This window comes from Gordonia tangerina, assembly GCF_021556435.1.
In the GTDB taxonomy this organism is placed as follows: domain Bacteria; phylum Actinomycetota; class Actinomycetes; order Mycobacteriales; family Mycobacteriaceae; genus Gordonia; species Gordonia tangerina.
In genome coordinates, this window is sequence record NZ_JAKGCU010000004.1 from 84,681 (window position 1) to 105,436 (window position 20,756).

Here is a 20,756-nt window from a genome sequence, read left to right on the forward strand (position 1 = left end):
CAGGACACGTGCCAACGGCAGCCGGCAGCCCAGTGCGGTGGTCACATGGGTGACCTCTGGGAGTCGGGCGGTGGCGTGCGTCATGTCGATCAAGCTAGCAACGGCGCAGGCCGACCGGCAACCGCCGCATCCGGGGATCACCGCCCTACGTGGCTGGCCGGCAGGGGCGTTCACCGGCGAATATATGCCTGCGGGCTACGGCGCCGACCACTTGCGCGCAGCGTGATTCCAACCCCCGACTTGCGGTCGCCGCGCGGGTCGGCGGCCCCCCTCACAACCGCCGACCCGACGGATTCTCCGCCGCGGCGCGTCCCCTACCGGTGTGGCCGGAACGCGCAGCCATGGTTTGGACGCATCAGCCTCGTCCCCGGTTCCATCCGATGTGTCATCCATTCACAGGCTGACCTTGTCAGAGGTGTCCCGTAATCTTGATCACATGTCCACCGCGACCACCCAGACCGCGCCCGACGACGACTTTGTCGGTGTCTTCGAGCCGTACCGGCGCGAGATCCTCGCGCACTGCTACCGCATGATGGGCTCGCACCACGACGCCGAAGATCTCCTGCAGGAGACCTACATCAGGGCGTGGCGCGGATACGCCAAGTTCGACCGCCGGGCCTCGGTGCGCACCTGGCTGCACAAGATCGCGACGAATACCTGCCTGACGGCACTGCAGAGCAAGCAGCGGCGCCCGATGCCGTCGGGGCTCGGCGGGGACGCCTTCGACCCGACCGACACCCTGCTACAAGACCACGAGGTCCCCTGGCTCGAGCCGTTCGCCGGCACGGTCGACGAGATCGCACCGGGCGACGATGCCGATCCGGCGTATGTGATCGGTGCACGCGAGTCGATCCGACTCGCCTTCATCGCCGCGCTGCAACATCTCCCCGAGCGACAGCGGGCGGTGCTGATCCTGCGCGATGTGCTGCAGTGGAAAGCGGCCGAGGTCGCCGACACCATCGGCGTCACCACCGCGACCGTGAACAGCCTGCTGCAGCGTGCCCGGGAACAGCTCAAGAACACACCCGGGCCCGACCAGTCACCGAGCGTGCTCGACGACTCGACCAAACGCGAGTTGCTCGCGAAGTACGTCTCGGCGTTCGAGCGCTACGACATAGACGCGATCGTCGACCTGTTCACCGACAAATCCATCTGGGAGATGCCCCCGTTCACCGGTTGGTATCAGGGGGCCGAGGCGATCGGCGAACTCATCGCCCGCAACTGTCCCGCCGAGGGGCCCGGCGATCAGATCCTGTTGCCGACGGTGGCCAACGGACAGCCCGCATTCGGGCTCTACATGCGCGAGCCCGATGGCGTGCATCGTCCGTTCCAGTTGCAGGTCCTCGACCTCGGCGCGGACGGCACGGTCGCATACGCGGTGGCGTTCTTCAGCTCGACGATGGAGGAGGATTTCGCCAGGTTCGGTCTGCCGCCGACACCGTACGACGCGCCGGCGCGCACGTCTCCGAGCCCATTCCACTGACTCCCCCGCACCGACCGTATTGCTCAGCAGACCTCCGCGGCCTCATCCGGACCCGCGGCGATCTGCGCCGGGTCCATCCACAGCACCTCCCAGGCGTGCCCGTCGGGATCGCAGAAGCTCCGGCAGTACAGGAACCCGAGGTCCTCGGCGGCACGGAGGTGGGTGCCGCCGTGGGCCAACGCCGCGTCCGCGTACCGATCGACCTCGGCGCGCGATGTCGCCGACACCGCTACCACCGTCTCCCGTCCGTACCGCGGATCGGCGAGGGCACCCGCGGCGTAGCCGGCAAAGCGTTGTGCCCGATGCAGCACCACCCGACAACCGTCGTTGACCGCGAAACACACCGTCCCCTCGTCACAGAACAGCGCGTCGAACCGGAAGCCCAGACGGGTGAAAAAGGCGCGTGACCGTGCCACGTCGGCTACGGGCAGATTGACGAACACCATCGTCGACACAGCGGACACTCCTCGATCGCGGACAGACCTGCAGGTGCAGACCGCGGCAACAGCCCGAACTCATCGGCGTCGGCCGCTACGCCATAGGGTGTGACCCATGGGCGTGATCTATCTGGTGCGGCATGGGCAGGCCGATCCGAATGCGTACGGTGTGTACGGCTCCGACGAGCCGCCGGTCAACGGACCGGGCGGTCTCACCGACGCCGGACAGCTGCAGGCGCGCCTCACCGGTACCCTGCTGTCCGGTCTCACCGATACGATCACCGCGGCGCTCAGCGGCGATCTGCCGCGACAGTCACAGACCCTGGCGGGTGTTCTCGCGCAAGTCCCCGGTGCGCCGACCCCGGAGGTCGACCCTGATTGGAACGAGTACGCCCTGCCCGCCCTGGTGGGATCGACCAGCGCCGAAGAGTATCGCGACGGCCGCAGCTATCAACAGCGCCTCGACGCGGGGCTGGCCGACTGGATCAGCGGAACCGGTGAGCACGGGACCGGCGAGACCTTCACCGATTTCGCCAAGCGGGTGCGCGCCGCCGCCGAACGCGCCACCGCGCTGGCTGGCTCAGAACAGACGGTGCTGGTGGTGTCGTCGGCCGGCACCATCACGCAGTGGCTGGCACAACTGTGGGAGATTCCGCCGAGCGCGTGGCCCGCATTGTCTCGCACCATGGTCAATGCATCGGTATCGAAACTGATCGTCGGACGCAGCGGCGTCTCGGTGGTGTCGTTCAACGAACACGCCCACCTCGCCGACCGGGAGGGTGGGCTCGCCACGTTCCGGTGATCTCGATACGGCTCCTCGCTGCGCTCGTCACCTACTCGATCAGCGAGGGGAAGCTCGTCCACTCGAACAGCGAGGAAAAACCCGCCCACTCGAACAGCGGGGGAACGGCCGACTCGAACAGCGGGGGAAGCTCGTCCACTCGAACAGCAAGAGAAACCCGCCCACTCGAACAGCAGGGGAGCGTCCACGGATGAGCGCTCCACTCGCCGGTCGAGTAGCAGGACCGGCGACGAAGGAGACGACCCTGCGTATCGAGACCCCCGTCACGCCCGGTGCAGGTTCTCCCCCGGCCGCGTCAAAACGACGTTGGGCAGCACAGCATTTCGCGACAACTGGGTCACCGAGTGGGCGATGGTGGCGACGTCGCCGACGGTGATCATCTCCTCGCCCGGGATCGTGTCTTTGAGCCAGTCGGACATGTCGGTGTCCACGTAGCCCGGGGCGATGGTGGTGGCGCTGACCCCGTTGGCCGACTCCTCGAGATTGAAGGTCTCACACAGCGAGATCAGCGCCGCCTTCGTCGCCCCGTAGGCGGACAACTCCGGCTCCGGATAGACACCCGTGATCGAGGCGACCGCGATGACCTTTGCCGCACCGGCGATCTCGGCGGTCGACCGCAGGACCGGCACCAGCGACTGCAACAGGATGTATGGCGCACGCACATTGACCTGATAGAGCCGGTCGAACCTGCGCACCGGAAGGTCGGCGACCTTCCCCTTCTGTCCCATACCGGCGTTGACGACCAGCGCGTCGCAACGCCCGAATGCCTCACGGTGCGCCGCGGCCAGACCTTCTACCGCGTCTGCGTCGGTCATGTCCGCCGGGATCACCTCGACCCGTCCGGCCCCCAGATCGCCGAGTTCACCGGCCCGCTGCTCGAGCGCCTCACGTCCGCGCGAACTGATGGTGAGATCCCATCCGTCGGCGGCGAACCGCTCCGCGATCGCCGCGCCGATACCGCGCGACGCGCCGGTTACCAGCGCAACCTTGTTGTCAGACACGATTTTTCCCCCTCAATGTGCTCAGACCCGCCGAAATGAAATCGCCGGTCGCCTCGGCCGCGCGGTCCGCACCGTCGGATGCCGCACCGGCTCGTGCCCGATAGGTGATGCCTTCGGCGATCACGCCGAGCTTCAGATTCGCCAGCGCGAGATAGAAGTCCCAGTCACCCAGGTCGCCACCGGTACGGGTGGCGTAGCGCTGCGCCATGTCGTCGGCGGAGGGATACCGGTCGCTGGTCCAGGCTGCGTCGAACCCGACGACGCGGTCAAACCCCTTGCGGCGGTACACACACATCAGTGCGATGTCGGTCAGCGGGTCACCCAGCGTCGACATCTCCCAGTCCACCACTGCCCGAACAGTTCCCGGGTCGTCGGCGGACAGGATGGTGTTGTCGACGCGGTAGTCTCCATGCACGATCGTGGTGTCGGCCTCGGCCGGGATCCGCTCGCTCAACTCCGCGACCAGCCGGTCCACATCGTCGAGGTCGCGTGTCTTGACGTGCCCCCATTGCCGCGCCCAGAGCTTCACCTGTCGGGCCGCGAACCCGTCGGGTCGACCGAAATCACCGAGACCGACGGCCCGGAAGTCGACGGCGTGCAGCCGCACCAGGGTGTCGACCAAACCGTCGACGTTGCGGTCGATCTCATCGTCGGACAGCGCCGTCAGATCGTCGTCGGTGCGGATGATCCGGCCGTCGACGAACTCCACCACTGTGAACGGCGCTCCCAGCACCTCGCCGTCGGAGTCAATGGCCACGGCGGGCGCCACCGGCACGTCGGTGGATTGCAGCGCGCTCGTAACCGCCCATTCCCGGTTCATGTCATGCGCCGAGGGGGTGAGCCCACTCGTCGGCGGACGCCGCACCACCCAATGCGATTCGTCGTCGCGCACACTGAAGGTGAGGTTGGACTTGCCGCCGCTTATCAGGTCCACCCGAAGGTCGCCGACGACCCCGACGCCTTCGCGGACCAGGAAGTCGCGCAGCAGCGTGGAATCCAGCGCAGGATGCTCGCTCATCGGCCGGCCACCGCCTGGGCGGCCTTCTTCGCCCGGCCGATGGCGCGCCGTGCGATCGCCCAGCGATGTACCTCCGAGGGTCCGTCGTAGATGCGGAACGGCCGCAACTCCTGCTGCAGTCGGGCGATCGGCAGGTCCTCGGACACGCCGAGGCCGCCACACATCTGCATGCTGCGGTCGGCGATACGGGTGTATGCTTCGGCGGCAAAGGTTTTCGCGATGGACGTCTCGTTGGAGGCGTGGCTGCCGGCGTCAAGTTCGTGGCATGCCTTGACCAGCAACGCCATGCTGGCGGCGAGGTCGATCTCGTTGTCGGCCACCATCTGTTGGATCATGCCGAGGTCACCGAGCTTGCCGCCGAAGCCTTCACGCTTGGAGACGTAGTCGACGGCGACGTCGTGGCAGCGTTGCGCGGAGCCGAACCACCGCATGACGTGGGTCATCCGCGCCGGGCCGAGGCGCACCTGCGCATACCGGTATCCTTCGTCGACCTCGCCGAGGATGTCCTCATCGGGCACGAACACATCGGTGAAGCTGACCTCACAGTGTCCACCGATCATCGACCGGTCGGTGGTGACGATGTGGCGGTCCACCGAGATGCCCGGGGTATCGGCGGGGGCCAGGAACATGGTGGCGCCGCCCCGATCACCGGGTGCACCGGCGGTGCGGGCCATGATGATGAAGAAGCCGGCCCCCTCTGCACCGGTGATGAACCGCTTCTCGCCGTTGATCTTCCATCCGCCGTCGACCTTCACCGCCGCGGTGCTCAACGCATTGGGGTCCGAACCCGCCCCCGGTGACGGCTCGGTCATGGCGAAGGCCGACCGCACGTCACCGGCGGCCAGTGGCGCGAGATACTTCTGCTTCTGCTCGTCGCTGGCGATGTGCGCCAGCATGTGCACATTGCCCTCGTCGGGGGCGCCGATGTGCAGGGCGATCGGCCCGAAAGTGGAATAGCCTGCAGCGGCGAACACCGGCGCCCGATCGGACATGTTGAGGCCGAGCCCGCCGAACTGCACCGGTGCGTGCGGCGCAAAGATGCCCTCGGCCTTGGCCTTGGCATTCATCTCCCGTCGGAGATCGTCGCCGCCGGCGGCGTTGATGTCCCCGCGGTGCTCGTTCTCCAGGGGCAGGACGTAGTCGCGGACGAACCGGGTCGTCTTCTCCACGACTTCGGTCACATCGTCGTCGTAACGCAGGTCAACGGACATCGCATCTCCTCACCGGGTGGCACCGACCGAGCGATCGTTCGGCGATCGACACCTTGCCAGGTGATGGGGCTCAGGTCAACCCGGGGAGATCAGACGGCGCCGTCGGCTCGATAGCCGACCAGCGCGCGGGCCAGTTCCAGGTTGCGCGCGATGAGTTCGTCGGCCCCGAGTTCGCCGTCGAGCTTGAACCAGGTCGAGACTCCGACACACATGGTGGCGACGGCGCGGGCGGCGTCCTTGGGGTAGGGCGTCGCGAAGTCGCCCGCCTCGACGCCGGCGAACACGATCTCGTCGACCATGTGCTGCTGCCGGTCGCGGTGGCCGATGTAGGTGGGTTTGTAGCCGTCGTCGAGGCTGCGAATCTCCGTAGAGCCCACGAACGCCTGCTCGCGGCGGTACATGTGGAACCGCAACAACGATTCGACGACGGCATCGAACTGGTCGACGGGCCGGTCGCCGGCCTCGGCGATGGCCACCTCGGAACGGTGCAGCAGATCGGTCATCGTGCGTTCGAGCAGACCCTGGAGCAGGGATTGCTTGGACGGGTAGTGGTGATAGAGCCCCGGCACCGAGAGGTTGGCACGTGCAGCGATCTCGCGGACCGACGTCCCGTGGTACCCATGCTCGGCGAATGCCGCGAGCGCGGCCGCCAGCGGCACGGGCAGCGTCGACTCGCCGTAGTCGCGCCATTGGCCCAGGGACTCCGGACGCACATCGGTGTCGCCGGTCCCGCTAGTCATGAGGTCCAACATAGTCGTAGCCGGTCCCGCGGCCCGCATCCGGCACTAGTCGAAGCGCGCCACACCGTCGGCCAGCGCCATCATCAACCCCACGCTGACGTCGACAACACCCTCCCGATCGAGGTCGAGATGCCCTTCCAGCCAGGCCGCGAGGACGCGTCCGAGTCCACCGACCTGGAAGTGCGCCGCGGCGATCCCCCTTGGACGCGACTTGAACTCGACCACGCCCGACGCCGACTGCACGGTGAGCGCGGCGAAGATCTCGGTGGATTCCATCCGCTTGGCCGCGATCGTCGGACTCAGCAGCGCCTGCGAGAACAACAGTCGACCCTTACGCCGGTCCTCGTCGATGACCGCGACGATGGCCCCGACGGCAGCACGGACCTTGCCCTCGACATCGTCGCCGGAATCGAATGCGGCCACTCCCAGCTCGGCGATCTCCCCGATGACACCGTCGAACGTCGCGGCGACCAGCGCTTCGATCGAATCGAAACTCTCATAGAAGTAGCGGGTGGTGAGGCCGGCCTCCCGGCAGACCCCGCGGACGGTGATGGAGCCGCCGTCCGAGGCACCCAGCAATTCCAGCGCGGCGTCGATCAGTGTCGCCCGCCGTCGGGCCACCCGGATGCCTCCGTCTTCGCCACCGTAAGCGCGCAGGTTCTCACCTGCGGAAGCGTCGGCAGGTTTCGTCTCACCGGATGTACTCGCCACCCACCCATCTTGACACTGTCGTCACCGGCGCCGTCGGCGCTTGACATCGACCAGCTTGACAATGTCCAATGAAAAAGACAACAGCCGTAGTCAGATGGCGGCTCGAACAGGGGGTTTCAATGAGCACCGAACCACTCGTCGATGACATCGACCTGCCACCCGCCTTCGCCGCGGTCGACCCGGATACCGAGTACATCCCGCCGCAGGCGCGGATGACCCGTGGTGAGCTCGACGCGCTGCCGACGCGCCAGAACGAGATGAAGGGCATCTCGGCCCTCGCCGGACCTGCCAACGTCATCATGCAGCTCGCGATGCCCGCAGTGGGATACGGCGTCTACGAGAGCCGCGTGGACAGCGGCAACCTCTTCAAGCATCCCATCAAGCGCACCCGCACCACCCTGAGCTACCTTGCCGTCGCCGTGATGGGCACGCCGAAGGATCGGCGCCTGTACCGCAAGGCCGTGGGCAAGGCGCACGCACAGGTCCGCTCCACCGAAGACAGCCCGGTCAAGTACAACGCGTTCGATCCCAAGCTGCAGCTCTGGGTGGCCGCCTGCCTCTACAAGGGGTGGGAGGACATGCAGTACTTCTACGGCGATCCCGCCGACATCACCGAGGAGGCCTACCAGAACGGCGCCGTGCTGGGCACCACGCTGCAGGTCCCGCGTGAGATGTGGCCGGCCACCCGCGCGGATTTCCAGACCTACTGGGACGAGACCGTGGAAACCTTCGAGATCGATCCCGTCATCCGCGACATGCTCATCTCCATCGTGCGGGCCGAGTTCATGCCGCGCTGGTTCAGCTTCCTGTTCGGCTGGTGGTTCGAGTTGCTGACCATCGGTTTCCTGCCGGAGAACTTCCGCGACAAGATGGGACTCGAGTTCACGCCGTGGAAGCGTCGGGTCTTCAACGCGCACAACAAGGCCGCCAAGGCCATCAGTGATCACCTGCCGAAGGTGTTGCGCGAGTTCCCCTTCAACTTCTTCCTGTGGGATGTCCGCTGGCGCATCCGCACCGGACGCCCGCTGGTCTGACCTCCCGGCGATTTCGTAGTACGAACATGCGAATTTCGCGTGTTCGTACTACGAAATCTGCTGTAGCGCTTCGCGAGTGATGTCGGCGACGGAGGTGTGGCCCGACAGGCCGAGGGTGAGGTCGAGTTCGGCGATGATGTTGGCGACCACATCCCGCGCACCGTCGGCGCCGGCGAGCGCCAGCCCGTACATGTGCGGGCGGCCGATGCACGCGGCGTCCGCGCCGAGCGCGAGCGCCTTGAACACGTCGGCGCCGGTGTGAATTCCGGAGTCCACCAGCACCCTCATCCGGCCGTCGACCACCGGCGCGATGGCGGCCAGGGCGTCGATCGACCCGATCGCACCATCCACCTGACGGCCACCATGGTTCGAGACGATGATCCCGTCGACCCCGACATCGATCGCCCGGCGCGCATCGTCGGGGTGCAGCACCCCCTTGAGAACGATGGGTAGCGACGTCCGATCCCGGAGCCCGGCGATGTCATCCCAATTCAGCGACGGCCGCGAATAGATGTCGAGGAAGGTCTGCACCGCGGTCCGCGGCTCAGGCGCCGTCAGATTCTTCAGCAGGCGTCCCGGCGAGTTCCGCGCGATGGATAACAAGGTCTTGATCGCGCCGAGCGAGATCTCCGGACGCTCCCCCACCGCGGCCCTGACCCGATCGGCGACGATTTCGGTGAACCTCGGGTCCGACGTGTACTGGTCGATCCCCTCACCGCGCGCAAACGGCAACGACCCGATATTCAGGTCCTGCGGCCGCCACCCCAGCATGGTGGTGTCGAGGGTGACCGCCACGGCGTCGGCCCCCATCTTCTCCGCGCGCGCCAGCAGACTGTCCACGAGGTCGTCGTCGGTAGACCAATACAGCTGAAACCAACGCGGCGCGCCCGGCCGCACCCGGTCCATCTCCGCGGCCACCCGCTCCATCGGCGCGCTGCCCTGGTTGGAGAAGATGTAGGGCACCCCGAGTTCCGCGGCCGCATGGCCGATGTGCACGTCGGCCTCGCGGGCCGCGAGTGCACCCGCGCCGACCGGGGAGAACAGCACCGGAGCCGGTAGCGTCCGTCCGAACAGTTCCGTCTGCAACGAGCGCGACGACACGTCGCGCAGCACCCGGGGCACGATCGCCCACCGATCCAAGGCCGCCCGGTTGCCCGTCATGGTCGCCCCTTCGCCGGCTCCCCCGGCAATGTAGGCCCACGCCCGCTTCGACATCACCCGCTGCGCCCGGCGCTCGAGTTCGGCGTGATCGGTCGGCACCCGGGGCCGACGACCGTGGATTCCCTCGGTGTAGATCTCGTTCTGCCGGGCCCGGCCCACGCCCGTCGGCGCAGTGGTCTCATCGGTCACGGTGGCACTCCTGACGAAGGACGACGATCATGGGCTCATCATAGGAATCGGGCAGCGCCCTGGTGTGCCCGTGGTCACATCGCCGTGTCCGCTCCGCCGACTACCCTGACCCTCACATCCAAGGGGAGGTTCTGACCGTGGCGTTGTGGTTGTACCGGCTCGGCCGTTTCACATTTCGACACAAGTGGTCGGTGATCGGCGCATGGCTCGCCGTGCTGATCGCATTCGGCGCGATCGTCGGTGCGGTGCAGCCGAAGTTCGCCACCGACTTCGAACTGCCCGGCACCGACTCCGATCGGGCGATGACGGTGATGAAGGAGGACTTCCCCGCCATCAACGAGCGGCAGATGGAAGCCTCGACCAGCATCCTCATCGCCGCCGAAGACGGCTTGGCCAATCACATGCAGCAGATCGACGCGTTGGTGGCCGATGCGCGTGAGCTGCCCGAGGTGATCGACCCGCAAACCGTCGCCAACCCGGTCACCGTCGCCGAACAGGACCCCGCCATGGCGGCTGCGGTGCTCGGCGACGACGGCAGGGTCGGTCTGATCCAGATCAGCCAGAACATCCCCATGCAGGACCTGACGCCGGCCGAGATGGAGCAGTTCAAGGAGCTGCTGGCCGAACACCGCGGCGATGGCCTGCAGGTGGAGGGCACCGGATCGCTGATGCAGGTCTTCGAGGCCGGCGGCACCTCGGAACTGCTCGGTTTCGCCGTCGCCTTCATCATCATGATCGTCGCGTTCGGCGCATTGATCGCCGCGTTCATCCCGATCGTCACCGGCATTCTCGGTGTCGGCATCACCATGCTGCTGGTCACCTTGAGCGCCGAGATCATCAACGTGCAGCAGAGCGCGACGACGATCATCACGATGCTGGGCATCGCGGTGTCCATCGACTACGCGCTGTTCATCGTGTCGCGCTACCGCTCGGAGCTCAATCTCGACGGCAATCGGGAGGCGTCCGCCGGGCGGGCCGTGGGCACTGCGGGGTCGGCGGTGGTGTTCGCCGGTCTGACGGTGATGGTGGCCGTCGCTGCGCTCGGCGTGGTCGGCATCCCGTTCATCACCCAGATGGGCGTGGCGGCCGCGGTGGCGGTGTTCATCGCCGTGCTCGGGGCGATCACGCTCATCCCGGCATTGCTCGGTGCATTCGGCCGGTTCGCGTTCACACCCCGCATCCCCGGCGTCCGGCACGGCGACGAGCCCGACTCGCAGCCGTCCAACGGTCTGCGGTTCGCCCGGTTCATCACTCGCTATCCGCTGCCGGTGGCCATCATCGGGCTGGTCTTGTTGGCCATCGCCGCGATCCCGATGACGAAGATGGAACTGGGCATGGAGTCCACCACCGACAGCGAGTACGAAGCCACCCAGTTGCTGCAGCGGGGATTCGGTGAGGGGATCAACGGGCCCCTGTTGGTGACCGTGAGCGACGCCCAGGGTGGCGACGTCGCCCCGGCCGCCGCCGAGGTGGTGGCGCACGTCAAGACCCTCGACAATGTCGCCAACCCGGCGCAGATCACGTGGGTCGGCAACGGCCAGAATCCGGCCGACACCCAGTCGGGTGCGACTGCCGCGTTGATCTCGGTGACGCCGGAGCAGTCACCGAGCGGTCCGGCCACTCACGAGCTGATGGAGCAGATCCGCGATTTCGCCGCGACAGATCCGGGCGGTGCGACGGTCAACGTCGGCGGTCAGACCGCGATCATGTCCGACATCTCCGACAAGCTCAGCTCGGCGCTGATCCCCTTCCTGATCGTGGTGGTGGGCCTGGCGTTCATCATCCTGACGGTCGTGTTCCGCTCGCTACTGGTGCCGCTGATCGCGACCGTCGGCTTCCTGTTCTCGGTGTGCGCCACCTTCGGTGCGACGGTCGCGATCTTCCAGGAGGGCGACTTCGGGATCATCGACCACACCAAACCGATCATCTCGTTCCTGCCGATCTTCCTCGTCGGTGTGGTGTTCGGTCTCGCGATGGACTACCAGGTGTTCCTGGTGACCCGCATGCGCGAGGAATACGTGCACGGGGTGTCGGCGAAGGACTCGGTGATCATCGGCTACCAGCACGGTGCCCGCGTCGTGGCCTCGGCAGCGGTCATCATGATCTCGGTGTTCGCGGCGTTCATGCTCGCCCCCGACACCATCGCCAAGATGATGGGTTTCGCGCTGGCCGCAGCGGTGTTCTTCGACGCGTTCATCATCCGGATGATCGTCGTACCGGCAGTGATAACCCTGCTCGGCGACACCGCCTGGAAGCTACCGAAGTGGCTGGACAAGATCCTGCCCAACGTCGACGTCGAGGGCACCGCCATCCGAGAGATCCCGCTGGAGAACAAGGTCGACCCCGACCTGTGGGAGCCGCAGCCGGCGAAAGTGTGAGCCCCGACCTCCTCCGATAGAAGCCAAACGGTCCGCGAGTGGATTTCGGCGCCCGCGAGCGGATGAGGACTCGCAGGAGCAGAAGTGGGCTCGCGAGACGAGGCGCATGCTCGCCCCAGACCGGGGGCCGCTGCCGTCCGGTGCAGCTCCTCGGTCGGACGAGGTTCGGCCGGCTCGGGGCCGGCGCCCAGACGGTCGATCGGCGCCGACGAACGTCTGTTTTGTGCCAGATATCGGCTACCGGGCGGAAATGTGTCGTCGGATGCTGAGATCTCTGCATCGATCGCGTACACCGATGGTGTGACGACACTAATCCTGCACAACGCCCGGCTCATCGACGGCACCGGAGCCGATCCCGTCTCCGACGCTGTTGTTGTCATCGACGACGGGAAGATCACCTACGCCGGAAGCAATTCGAGCGCCCCACAGGTCGACGAGTCGACCACACCCATCCGCATCGACGTCGGCGGGAACACCGTCACCCCCGGCTTCTTCGACTGCCACGTCCACCTGTCGCTGCCCGGCACCAAGGGCTCGCCGATCATGGCCGCGATGGTCCCCCAGTCCTACCGCTACTTCGAGATCCTGGACCGCCTCACCGCCACCATCGGTGCCGGCGTCACCACGGTCCGCGACCTGATGGGTGTCGACGTCGGGGTCCGCGACGCGGTCGCCCACGGGATCATCGAAGGACCGCGGCTGCTGGTCGCGGACAAAATGTTCAGTCAGACCGGCGGCCACGCCGACTTCCACATCCCGTCCGGACTCGATGGCACCGGGCTGATCGGCGGACTCATCGTCGACTCGGTCGACGAGGCACGCCGTCACGCCCGCGCACTCCTGCGCGACGGCGTCGACCTGCTGAAGGTCGCCTCCAGTGGCGGCGTCACCTCCCCCAGTGATGACCCGGACTGGCTTGGTGCCCGCACCGAGATCGTCGCGGCGCTCGTCGAGGAGGCCGCCAACTACGGAGGCCGTAAGGTGGCCGCCCACGCCATCGGCCTCGCCGGCATCCAAGCCGCTGTGCAGGGCGGCGCACACAGCATCGAGCACGGTTACGCATTGACCGACGAATTGCGCACCGAGATGGTCCAGCGCGGACAGTTCCTGGTTCCGACGCTGATCGAGACGCTCAAGCCCGACACTGCGACCCCGCAGGCCGTCGCCAAAAGCACCAAGTGGCACGCGCTCGCCCACGAGTCGATCCAGGCGTCGGTGGAAGCCGGGATCAAGGTCGCCGTCGGCACCGACGCCGGGCTGGTCCCCGATCATGGCGACAACCTCGGCGAACTCGGTTGCCTGGTGAAATTCGGCGGCATGAGCCCGATGCAGGCGCTCGTCGCGGCCACCAAGACCTCCGCCGAGCTGTGCGGCGTCGACGACACGTTGGGCACCCTGGAAGCGGGCAAACTCGCCGACATCGTCGTCGTGAAGGGTGACCCGCTCGCCGACATCGATTCCCTCACCGACCACGACAACATCCTGCTGGTCCTCAAGGAGGGCAAGTCGGCGATCAACCGCGGCGGTTTCTCGATCTGACCCGATGACGTCAGACCACATTGCCGAGCACGGAGACAGCCCAGACACCGCGGAGATGCTGACCCTCATCGTCGAGGTCGGCAACGCTCTCAACAGATCGTCGTATCCGGTCCCGCGGATCACCCAGGTGATTCACGACATCTGTACGGCCTACGGTCACGACATCGCGACCCAGGTGTTCGCCAACTACATCATCGCGCTCGACGAGTCGGCCGGCCGGGTGCGGATGGCCAACACGGGTTCGATGTACCGCTTCGACCAGATCGCCGAAGCCGAGGCACTGGTGCACCGCCTGCGGGAGGCCGGTGTGCCGATCGGCCAGGCCATCGATGAGTTCGGTGCGATCGCCGATTCGCGGCCGCCGGTGAATCCGCTCGTCCGCGGCGTCGGGTACGCGCTGATGGCGCTGGGCTTCGCCTTCTGCTTCCGGATGAGTGCCGCGGCTACCGTTGCCGCGGTACTGGTGTCGATACCGGCGGCGACGATCCTGCTGTGGTCCAACGTCAAAGGCGCGCTGGCGGCATTGATGCCGGTGCTGTTGACCTTTCTGTCTGCGCTTGTGATCACGTTGTGGGCGGTCCATGGTGGATTGCCGGATCCGGTTCGACTGGCGGTGATACCGGTCGTGACATTGATCCCCGGGGCAGCACTGGCCACCGCTCTGATCGAGATCACCGCGGGTGACATGATCGCGGGCACAACACGTCTGGCCTATTCGCTCGTCGTTCTGCTGTCCATGGCGTTCGGATTGGCGTTGGCGATCGACATCGTCGGACTCACGTCAGCAGACCTACAGGACCTGACGAGTTCGCAGGCACCATCGTGGGTGCTATGGCCGGCTGCACCGATCTTCGGTCTCGGCACGATGCTGTACTTCTGCACGCCACGGCGGTTGTGGCTGTGGGTGCTCGCTCTGACTGTCGGCACCTTCTGGCTCAATCACTTTCTGGTGAATGCGATCTCGTCGGCGTTCGCCGGTGGCGTGGCCATCGGGACCGCGCTGCTCGTGGCGTGGACGATCAACGCGTATGCGAAGGGCCGACCGAGCGTGCTTGCGGTGTTCTTGCCGTCCTTCTGGCTCATCGTTCCCGGATCGATGGGATTCGTGGCGGTCAGCGGCGCCATCACCGCCGATCACCAACTCGACAGTCTGGGCACAAACGCCGCGCTCTCCGTGCTGAGCATCGCGATCTCCATGATGATCGCCAGCGTGATCGCCCCTTTCATCACCCGCCAACACTGGCCGACGACATGGAAGCTGCTGAACACCCGATAAACACCTGGTATCGCCGAGCACACCGCTGATCGAACTCGCCAACCCCACCGGCGGCCGACAATTCCATGCCCATTCCTGCCGCAGCCGGCTGCCCCGCACAGCGACTCTTACCCCACTTCCTCGCTCGCGCCCTACCGCTGCGCCAACAAAGTGCAGAAAAGTGCCATCCAGATGAAAATTCTGTGCCCACAATCAGGGACGGCCAGGGCCTTTCGCGCCACCCGAAAGTGCGGAAAGGCACGCACTTTTCCACATATACGCAACGACCGACCGAAAATCTGGACACAAACAACGCCGCTGCGGTATTCTACTGCGCCGACCGTCCCCGCAGCGAGCTTTCCGGCAGCTATATCGCGTTCTCCTGCAGTCACTTCGACCGGCCGGTCGAAGTGTCACCACGGTTCGGCCGCGGTCGACAACTTTCGTTTGCTCGCGCTAGATTCTCCACCATGAGTTTCACGCCTGATCCCCGCAGGACCGCATTCCGCAAGGCCGCATGCCTTGATGGCATGTTCGACAGGTCATCCACTGCGACATCTGACGCGTTCGTCGCCGGTCCGTCTGCACGGTGCACCTGAACATCGGCACCGACAATGCGCTGAAGTGGGAGCGGCCCAGTCTCGGCGTCGCATAGTTTCTTTTTGTTCGCCGATACCAACCTGACGCAGGTCCGAGTAAGACGAGATCCTTCCCTGCACCCGTAACCAATCATCACAGAGTCGCAGTCGGTAGGTTCAGCCCACTGAACCCGCCGAGTCGATAACGCCATTCATTCGATTTGCCGTGCGGCGCGGACCGCCAGGCACCGACGACGGGAACAGACGATGCCCGACGACAATTCGTTCAGCAATGAGATCACCACGGAGATCGCACCGATCGCCGACGAAGGTGATGTGCTGCTGCACGCCGAAGAGATCGGGGTGCGGGCGTCATGGGGTCGCATATTCGGCCCCACGAGTCTTTCTGTCCGCGCCGGCGGAGTCACAGTGCTTGCGGGGTCGGGTGGGCGAGGTCGTACCGCGCTGCTCCTCACGTTGGCCGGACGCATGCGGCCGTCCACCGGCACCCTGACGGCGTTTGGCCGCGCCAACGATGCCCACCATCTGTTCTCGCAGGCCGCGATCGCCGACATCGACGAGGTCGATGGTATCGATCAGACGATTCGAGTCAGTGATGTTGTGACCGAACAGATCCGGTGGGCCGCGCCCTGGTACCGGTGGGTTCGTCCGTCACGGCAGGAGGACCTCGAGCGACTGTGTGGGCCGGTCTTCGGCAACTTCGCGTTGCCCGCGATGGAGGACTACGTCGAAGAACTCCCCGAGCTCACCGCAGCGCTGTTCCGAATCGCGATGGCGAACATTCGTCGGCCGCCGCTGTTGGTGGTCGGTGGTGTCGATCGGCTGACTCGCATCGAGAGCGCCGACAAACTTCTCTCCCGCCTGGTCGACCTGGGACGTGACCAGACGGTGATCACCGCAGATGTCAACGGGGCCCGGCTCAACGGTGTCCGGGACGTTGTCGACGTTCACAACCTGACAGACGACGAGTTCGTCCAGCTCGAACAACACGATCGGATCTGACATGCTTGCCGCATTCTCGCCGGGCAGCGATTTCAAACGCTACTACCGGGGCCGCATGCCCCGACTCGCTTTGGCCGTCATCATCCTCATGCCGCTGCTCTACGGTGCTCTCTATCTGTGGGCATTCTGGAATCCCTTCGACGCGGTGAACAAGATCCCGGTGGCCCTGGTCAACTCTGATCGCGGCACCACAGTTGAGGGCGAACCGCTCAAGGCAGGCGATCAGGTTGCGCAGGGCCTGATCGATTCGAAGCAACTGGACCTGCATCCCGTCTCGGCCGATGACGCCAGAGATGGTGTGGAGCATGGGAAGTACTACTTCTCCATCACTCTTCCCGAAGACTTCAGCGAGGCCGTCGCATCACCCACCGGGTCCGATCCCCGTTCGGCTGAACTGATCTTCACCTACAACGACGCCAACAACTATCTCTCGACCGTCATGGGGCAGGATGCGGCCGAGCAGGTGGTCAACCAGGTCGGCGCTCAGGTCGGCGCGCAAACGTTCGACATCGTGCTCAACGATGTGAGCGGCCTCATGCCGAAACTGAAGCAGGCGCAGGACGGCGTGAATGAACTCAATGCCGGAATGGAGACAGCCAACAACGGTGCCCAGGAGCTGGCAACCAATCTGGTGACGGCCCGCAACGGGGCCGGTGAACTGGCGGGTGGACTCACCCAACTCGACAACGCGGTCACCTCGGCGACCGACCCCATTCTCAACATCCTCGATCGATCCGGCGGCGCCGGCCTCGACGCCAACCAGCTCAACAGCGTGGTTCAGCGCCTCGGTTCCGACGCCTCCACACTCGACGCCCAGCTCTCGGCCGCCGCGTCTACTCAGTCACAGGCCAGCCGTTTGGTTTCCGGAGTGGTCGAACAACTACGGGCGAACTCTGATCCCAACGTCCGCCGGCTGGCCGACACCTTGACACCTGCGGTGCAGTTCCTGGCCACCGAGGGCTTGGGACCGAACGCGGACAATACGATCAGCCGGGTACGCGAGGACTCGAAGACGCTGTCACAACAACTCGGCAACCCGCAGAGTCCGGCCCGTACGGCCATGGCCTTGCTGGAGAACGGTGGACTGCGCTCGGACATCCTCGCCGCGCGCGGCGCCGCCGACGAACTGAGCTCGGGTGCAGATCAACTCAGCTCAGGACTCGTCGAGCTCAGTGATGGCGCCGATCAGTTGGCGGCGGGCACCACACAGCTGGCTTCGGGTACGCAGGAACTCGCAACTCAGGTCGACGAGGGAGTCAAGGCGGTCCCGCAATGGTCAGGTGAGCAACGCAACGCTCTGGCCGACGCCCTCTCCAAACCTGTGGCGCTGACGGAGAACACTCTCAACGAGGCGAAGACCTTCGGCACCGGGTTCACGCCGTTCTTCTTCGGATTGGCGTTGTTCGTCGGAAGCATCATCGCCTGGATGCTGTTCACTCCGCTCCAGTCGAGGCCGATTGCGCAGGGGCTCAGCTCACTACGTGTGGTCCTGGCCTCCTATGCGCCAACGTTCTTCGTCGGCGTACTCCAAGCCGCGATACTTTACCTGGTCGTCGTCTTCGCAGTAGGACTGCGCCCGATGTACCCCGTGGCCACCTTCGGCTTCATGTTGTTGATGGTCGCAGTGTTCCTGGCCATGATCCAGATGTTCAATGCCCTTTTCGGGCCGGCAGTGGGTAGGGTCGTCACGTTGGCATTCCTGATGATAATGCTGACGTCTGCGGGAGGGATATATCCGGTCCCGACGACGACGAAACCGTTCCAGTACATCCACTGGGTCGATCCGATGACATACACGGTCACCGGACTCAGACAGCTCACGCTCGGCGGGATCGACCATCGCTTCTGGATCGCGCTGACCGTCCTGGTTCTTCTGACCGCCGCCTGTCTCGCGGTCTCGACCTGGGCGGCCCGCCGCAACCGGCAATACAACATGGATCGGCTGTATCCGCCGGTCGAGGTGTAGGAGGCCGCGCGACAGCCATATCCGACACGACGAGCAACGCATACCCGCTGAAGTGACCCCTGATCTTTGACGAGGAGAGTTTCCATGTCCAAGCGCAAGCACACCAATGCACGTCACACGACGAATATCGGCGACAGTCTCACTCTGAACCCGGTTTTCGTCCGTCCAGGTGAAGCCACCGAGCTTCCGAAGTTCACCATCCCGGAAGACATGAGTCTGCCGGAGACCGCCTACCAGATCGTGCACGACGAGGCGATGCTCGACGGAAATGCACGGCTGAACCTCGCGACCTTCGTCTCGACCTGGATGGACGACGAAGCCAGGCAGCTGTACGCAGAGACCTACGACAAGAACATGATCGACAAGGACGAGTACCCGCAGACCGCGGCGATCGAGGATCGGTGCTGGAAGATCCTCGCCGATCTGTGGCATGTTCCGGACGTCGAGAACTCGATCGGGACATCGACCATCGGTTCCTCGGAAGCCGCGATGCTCGGCGGCCTCGCTCTCAAACGCCACTGGCAGGCCCGGCGCAAGGCCGAGGGCAAGCCGATCGACAAGCCGAACCTCGTGCTGTCCACGGCCGTTCAGGTGTGCTGGGAGAAGTTCCTGAACTACTTCGAGGTCGAGCCGCGATGGGTACCGGTCAGCGACGAACACATCGTCCTCGACGGACACGACCTGGACAAGTACGTCGACGAGAACACCATCGGCGTCGTTGCGATCATGGGTGTCACCTACAACGGTCTCTACGAGCCGGTCAAGGAGATCTCCGCGAAGCTCGACGAGATCCAGGACAAGACCGGCCTGGACATCAAGATCCACGTCGACGGCGCATCCGGCGCGATGATCGCCCCGTTCTGCCAGCCGGATCTCGAGTGGGACTTCCGTGTTCCTCGAGTGGTCTCCATCAACACCTCCGGCCACAAGTACGGCCTTGTCTATCCCGGTCTGGGATGGATCATCTGGCGCGACGTCGAGGCACTGCCCGAGAGCATGGTGTTCCACTGCAGCTATCTCGGTGGCGACATGCCGACCCTCGCGCTCAACTTCTCTCGCCCCGGTGCACAGGTCCTGTTGCAGTACTACAACTTCCTTCGCCTCGGCCGCGAGGGCTACCGGCAGGTGCAGCAGGGCTCTTTGGATGTCGCGCAGCACCTCTCGAGTGCGATCGGAGCAATGGGCCCGTTCGATCTCGTGAGCAAGGGGGACACGATCCCCGTCTTCGCCTGGCAACTCAAGTCCGGCTACACCGACAAGTGGACGCTCTACGATCTGTCGGATCGGCTGCGGATGAAGGGGTGGTTGGTTCCAGCGTATCCGATGGCCGACGACCTCGCGGACATGACGCTGCAGCGGATCGTCGTTCGAGCAGGTCTCAGTCATGACCTCGCGAACGCGCTGTTGCGCGACATGGAGAGCGAGATCGCGTTCCTCGACAACCTCTCCGCCCCGATGCCGCGGGAAGGAACCGGCTCGCATTTCCACCACTGAGGTCGCCGCCGGGGCGACGTGTCCGTCGCCCCGGTCAGACAGTTCGAAACGGGAGTTGGGATGAGTATTGCGGATGCCGGCGCCGACCGGATCGGTGCGGCGCTAGCCCCGACCTTGCGGAAGCAGTGCTGGGGCTTCATGATCGGCTCGGCATTGTTCGCACTGGGGTCGGCTCCGGGCTTCGGACAGTGGGCCGGTGCCGCGGCGTCGAACATCTGCTACTTCATCGGCGCATGGTTCTTCACCACCGCCGGCTTGATCCAGTTGTTGCGCAGCGGCGACCGCACCGCGCCGGTGACGTACGGGACGGGCCGGATGGTGCGAGCCGAGTGGTTGACCGCTGCATCCCAATCGCTCGGCACAGTGCTCTTCAATGTGAGCACAACAGCCGCCATAGCCGCCCACTCGATCCCTTCTCAGCGCCATCTCGTATGGAGCCCCGACGCCGGCGGGTCATTGGCCTTCTTGGTCAGCGGCGCAGTCGCGTACATCGCCTACTACCGTGCGACAGGGACGAACTGGGCACCCCGGCGCGCCGACTGGTGGTCGGTGCAGATCAACTGGATCGGGTGCGTGGCATTCGGCGTGTCGGCCGTGGGCGCCTACATCACCCCCGACGGGGTGACGGTCGACGCCACAGTGGCGACGGTGGGGACGTTCATCGGCGCGCTCTGCTTCTTCTTCGCTTCGCTCGTCGTGCTGCCCAGGCGGCGGACGCCCAGTGCGTAGGACGGGC

18 protein-coding genes are annotated in these 20,756 nt (G+C 65.4%); 11 read left to right on the forward strand and 7 right to left on the reverse strand.

Annotated features, from left to right (window positions below; translation table 11 throughout):
- The first annotated feature begins 82 nt into the window (after positions 1-82).
- A complete protein-coding gene (locus tag L1892_RS06965; protein WP_235722853.1) occupies positions 83-226 on the forward strand; it encodes a hypothetical protein in 144 nt (47 codons plus the stop codon).
- 210 nt (positions 227-436) lie between these two features.
- Positions 437-1,483, forward strand: a complete 1,047-nt coding sequence (locus L1892_RS06970) for a sigma-70 family RNA polymerase sigma factor (protein WP_235722854.1) — start codon at positions 437-439, stop codon at positions 1,481-1,483.
- A gap of 23 nt (positions 1,484-1,506) precedes the next feature.
- On the opposite strand, the gene L1892_RS06975 is transcribed toward L1892_RS06970, so the two are convergent.
- Positions 1,507-1,938 (reverse strand): VOC family protein, encoded by a 432-nt coding sequence (locus L1892_RS06975; protein ID WP_235722855.1) that lies wholly within the window; start codon positions 1,936-1,938, stop codon positions 1,507-1,509.
- 97 nt (positions 1,939-2,035) lie between these two features.
- Between L1892_RS06975 and L1892_RS06980 the strand changes: the two genes are divergently transcribed.
- Entirely contained in the window at positions 2,036-2,722 is a 687-nt protein-coding gene (locus tag L1892_RS06980; protein ID WP_235722856.1) for a histidine phosphatase family protein, read from the forward strand.
- 263 nt (positions 2,723-2,985) lie between these two features.
- Here L1892_RS06980 and L1892_RS06985 read toward each other — a convergent pair whose 3' ends face one another.
- The 5 genes from L1892_RS06985 to L1892_RS07005 all read right to left on the reverse strand — a co-directional run bounded on the left by L1892_RS06985 (position 2,986) and on the right by L1892_RS07005 (position 7,403).
- Positions 2,986-3,723: an SDR family NAD(P)-dependent oxidoreductase gene (locus tag L1892_RS06985; protein WP_235722857.1), complete on the reverse strand. Its 738-nt coding sequence runs from the start codon at positions 3,721-3,723 to the stop codon at positions 2,986-2,988.
- On the reverse strand, positions 3,716-4,741 hold the full coding sequence (locus L1892_RS06990; protein WP_235722858.1) for a phosphotransferase family protein: 1,026 nt from the start codon (positions 4,739-4,741) through the stop codon (positions 3,716-3,718). Before L1892_RS06990 ends, L1892_RS06985 begins: the two co-directional genes overlap by 8 nt.
- A complete protein-coding gene (locus tag L1892_RS06995; RefSeq protein ID WP_235722859.1) occupies positions 4,738-5,952 on the reverse strand; it encodes an acyl-CoA dehydrogenase family protein in 1,215 nt (404 codons plus the stop codon). The genes L1892_RS06990 and L1892_RS06995 overlap by 4 nt, the downstream gene beginning before the upstream one ends.
- Positions 5,953-6,041: 89 nt before the next feature.
- On the reverse strand, positions 6,042-6,692 hold the full coding sequence (locus L1892_RS07000; RefSeq protein WP_235722860.1) for a TetR/AcrR family transcriptional regulator: 651 nt from the start codon (positions 6,690-6,692) through the stop codon (positions 6,042-6,044).
- A 45-nt stretch (positions 6,693-6,737) separates the two neighbouring features.
- Positions 6,738-7,403 (reverse strand): TetR/AcrR family transcriptional regulator, encoded by a 666-nt coding sequence (locus tag L1892_RS07005; RefSeq protein WP_235722861.1) that lies wholly within the window; start codon positions 7,401-7,403, stop codon positions 6,738-6,740.
- Between the two features lie 119 nt (positions 7,404-7,522).
- Here L1892_RS07005 and L1892_RS07010 point away from each other — a divergent pair, with 119 nt between their 5' ends.
- Positions 7,523-8,437, forward strand: a complete 915-nt coding sequence (locus L1892_RS07010) for an oxygenase MpaB family protein (protein ID WP_235722862.1) — start codon at positions 7,523-7,525, stop codon at positions 8,435-8,437.
- 48 nt (positions 8,438-8,485) lie between these two features.
- Here the strand turns inward: L1892_RS07010 and L1892_RS07015 are convergent, their stop codons facing one another.
- On the reverse strand, positions 8,486-9,787 hold the full coding sequence (locus L1892_RS07015; protein WP_235722863.1) for an alpha-hydroxy-acid oxidizing protein: 1,302 nt from the start codon (positions 9,785-9,787) through the stop codon (positions 8,486-8,488).
- A 137-nt stretch (positions 9,788-9,924) separates the two neighbouring features.
- On the opposite strand from L1892_RS07015, the gene L1892_RS07020 reads away from it, so the two are divergent.
- The 7 genes from L1892_RS07020 to L1892_RS07050 all read left to right on the forward strand — a co-directional run bounded on the left by L1892_RS07020 (position 9,925) and on the right by L1892_RS07050 (position 20,749).
- Positions 9,925-12,165 (forward strand): MMPL family transporter, encoded by a 2,241-nt coding sequence (locus L1892_RS07020; protein WP_235722864.1) that lies wholly within the window; start codon positions 9,925-9,927, stop codon positions 12,163-12,165.
- Between the two features lie 300 nt (positions 12,166-12,465).
- On the forward strand, positions 12,466-13,704 hold the full coding sequence (locus tag L1892_RS07025) for a metal-dependent hydrolase family protein (RefSeq protein ID WP_235722865.1): 1,239 nt from the start codon (positions 12,466-12,468) through the stop codon (positions 13,702-13,704).
- A 4-nt stretch (positions 13,705-13,708) separates the two neighbouring features.
- Positions 13,709-14,980: a threonine/serine exporter family protein gene (locus L1892_RS07030; protein WP_235722866.1), complete on the forward strand. Its 1,272-nt coding sequence runs from the start codon at positions 13,709-13,711 to the stop codon at positions 14,978-14,980.
- An 824-nt stretch (positions 14,981-15,804) separates the two neighbouring features.
- Entirely contained in the window at positions 15,805-16,560 is a 756-nt protein-coding gene (locus L1892_RS07035; RefSeq protein WP_235722867.1) for an ATP-binding cassette domain-containing protein, read from the forward strand.
- A 1-nt stretch (position 16,561) separates the two neighbouring features.
- The gene (locus L1892_RS07040; RefSeq protein WP_235722868.1) at positions 16,562-18,526 is read left to right on the forward strand and encodes a YhgE/Pip domain-containing protein; all 1,965 of its coding nucleotides are present in this window, start codon (positions 16,562-16,564) and stop codon (positions 18,524-18,526) included.
- Positions 18,527-18,610: 84 nt separating this feature from the next.
- Complete coding sequence (gene gad / locus L1892_RS07045) at positions 18,611-20,020, forward strand: glutamate decarboxylase (protein WP_235722869.1); 1,410 nt, start codon at positions 18,611-18,613, stop codon at positions 20,018-20,020.
- Between the two features lie 60 nt (positions 20,021-20,080).
- On the forward strand, positions 20,081-20,749 hold the full coding sequence (locus L1892_RS07050; RefSeq protein ID WP_235722870.1) for a hypothetical protein: 669 nt from the start codon (positions 20,081-20,083) through the stop codon (positions 20,747-20,749).
- Positions 20,750-20,756 lie beyond the last annotated feature (7 nt).

Bases quoted from the DNA above. Each gene is read 5' to 3' on its own strand.
- L1892_RS06965 (WP_235722853.1), top strand. From the start codon at position 83: ATGTCGATCAAGCTAGCAACGGCGCAGGCCGACCGGCAACCGCCGCAT.
- L1892_RS06970 (WP_235722854.1), top strand. From the start codon at position 437: ATGTCCACCGCGACCACCCAGACCGCGCCCGACGACGACTTTGTCGGT.
- L1892_RS06980 (WP_235722856.1), top strand. From the start codon at position 2,036: ATGGGCGTGATCTATCTGGTGCGGCATGGGCAGGCCGATCCGAATGCG.
- L1892_RS06990 (WP_235722858.1), bottom strand. From the start codon at position 4,741: ATGAGCGAGCATCCTGCGCTGGATTCCACGCTGCTGCGCGACTTCCTG.
- L1892_RS06995 (WP_235722859.1), bottom strand. From the start codon at position 5,952: ATGTCCGTTGACCTGCGTTACGACGACGATGTGACCGAAGTCGTGGAG.
- L1892_RS07000 (WP_235722860.1), bottom strand. From the start codon at position 6,692: ATGACTAGCGGGACCGGCGACACCGATGTGCGTCCGGAGTCCCTGGGC.
- L1892_RS07010 (WP_235722862.1), top strand. From the start codon at position 7,523: ATGAGCACCGAACCACTCGTCGATGACATCGACCTGCCACCCGCCTTC.
- L1892_RS07030 (WP_235722866.1), top strand. From the start codon at position 13,709: ATGACGTCAGACCACATTGCCGAGCACGGAGACAGCCCAGACACCGCG.
- L1892_RS07035 (WP_235722867.1), top strand. From the start codon at position 15,805: ATGCCCGACGACAATTCGTTCAGCAATGAGATCACCACGGAGATCGCA.
- L1892_RS07040 (WP_235722868.1), top strand. From the start codon at position 16,562: ATGCTTGCCGCATTCTCGCCGGGCAGCGATTTCAAACGCTACTACCGG.
- gad (WP_235722869.1), top strand. From the start codon at position 18,611: ATGTCCAAGCGCAAGCACACCAATGCACGTCACACGACGAATATCGGC.
- L1892_RS07050 (WP_235722870.1), top strand. From the start codon at position 20,081: ATGAGTATTGCGGATGCCGGCGCCGACCGGATCGGTGCGGCGCTAGCC.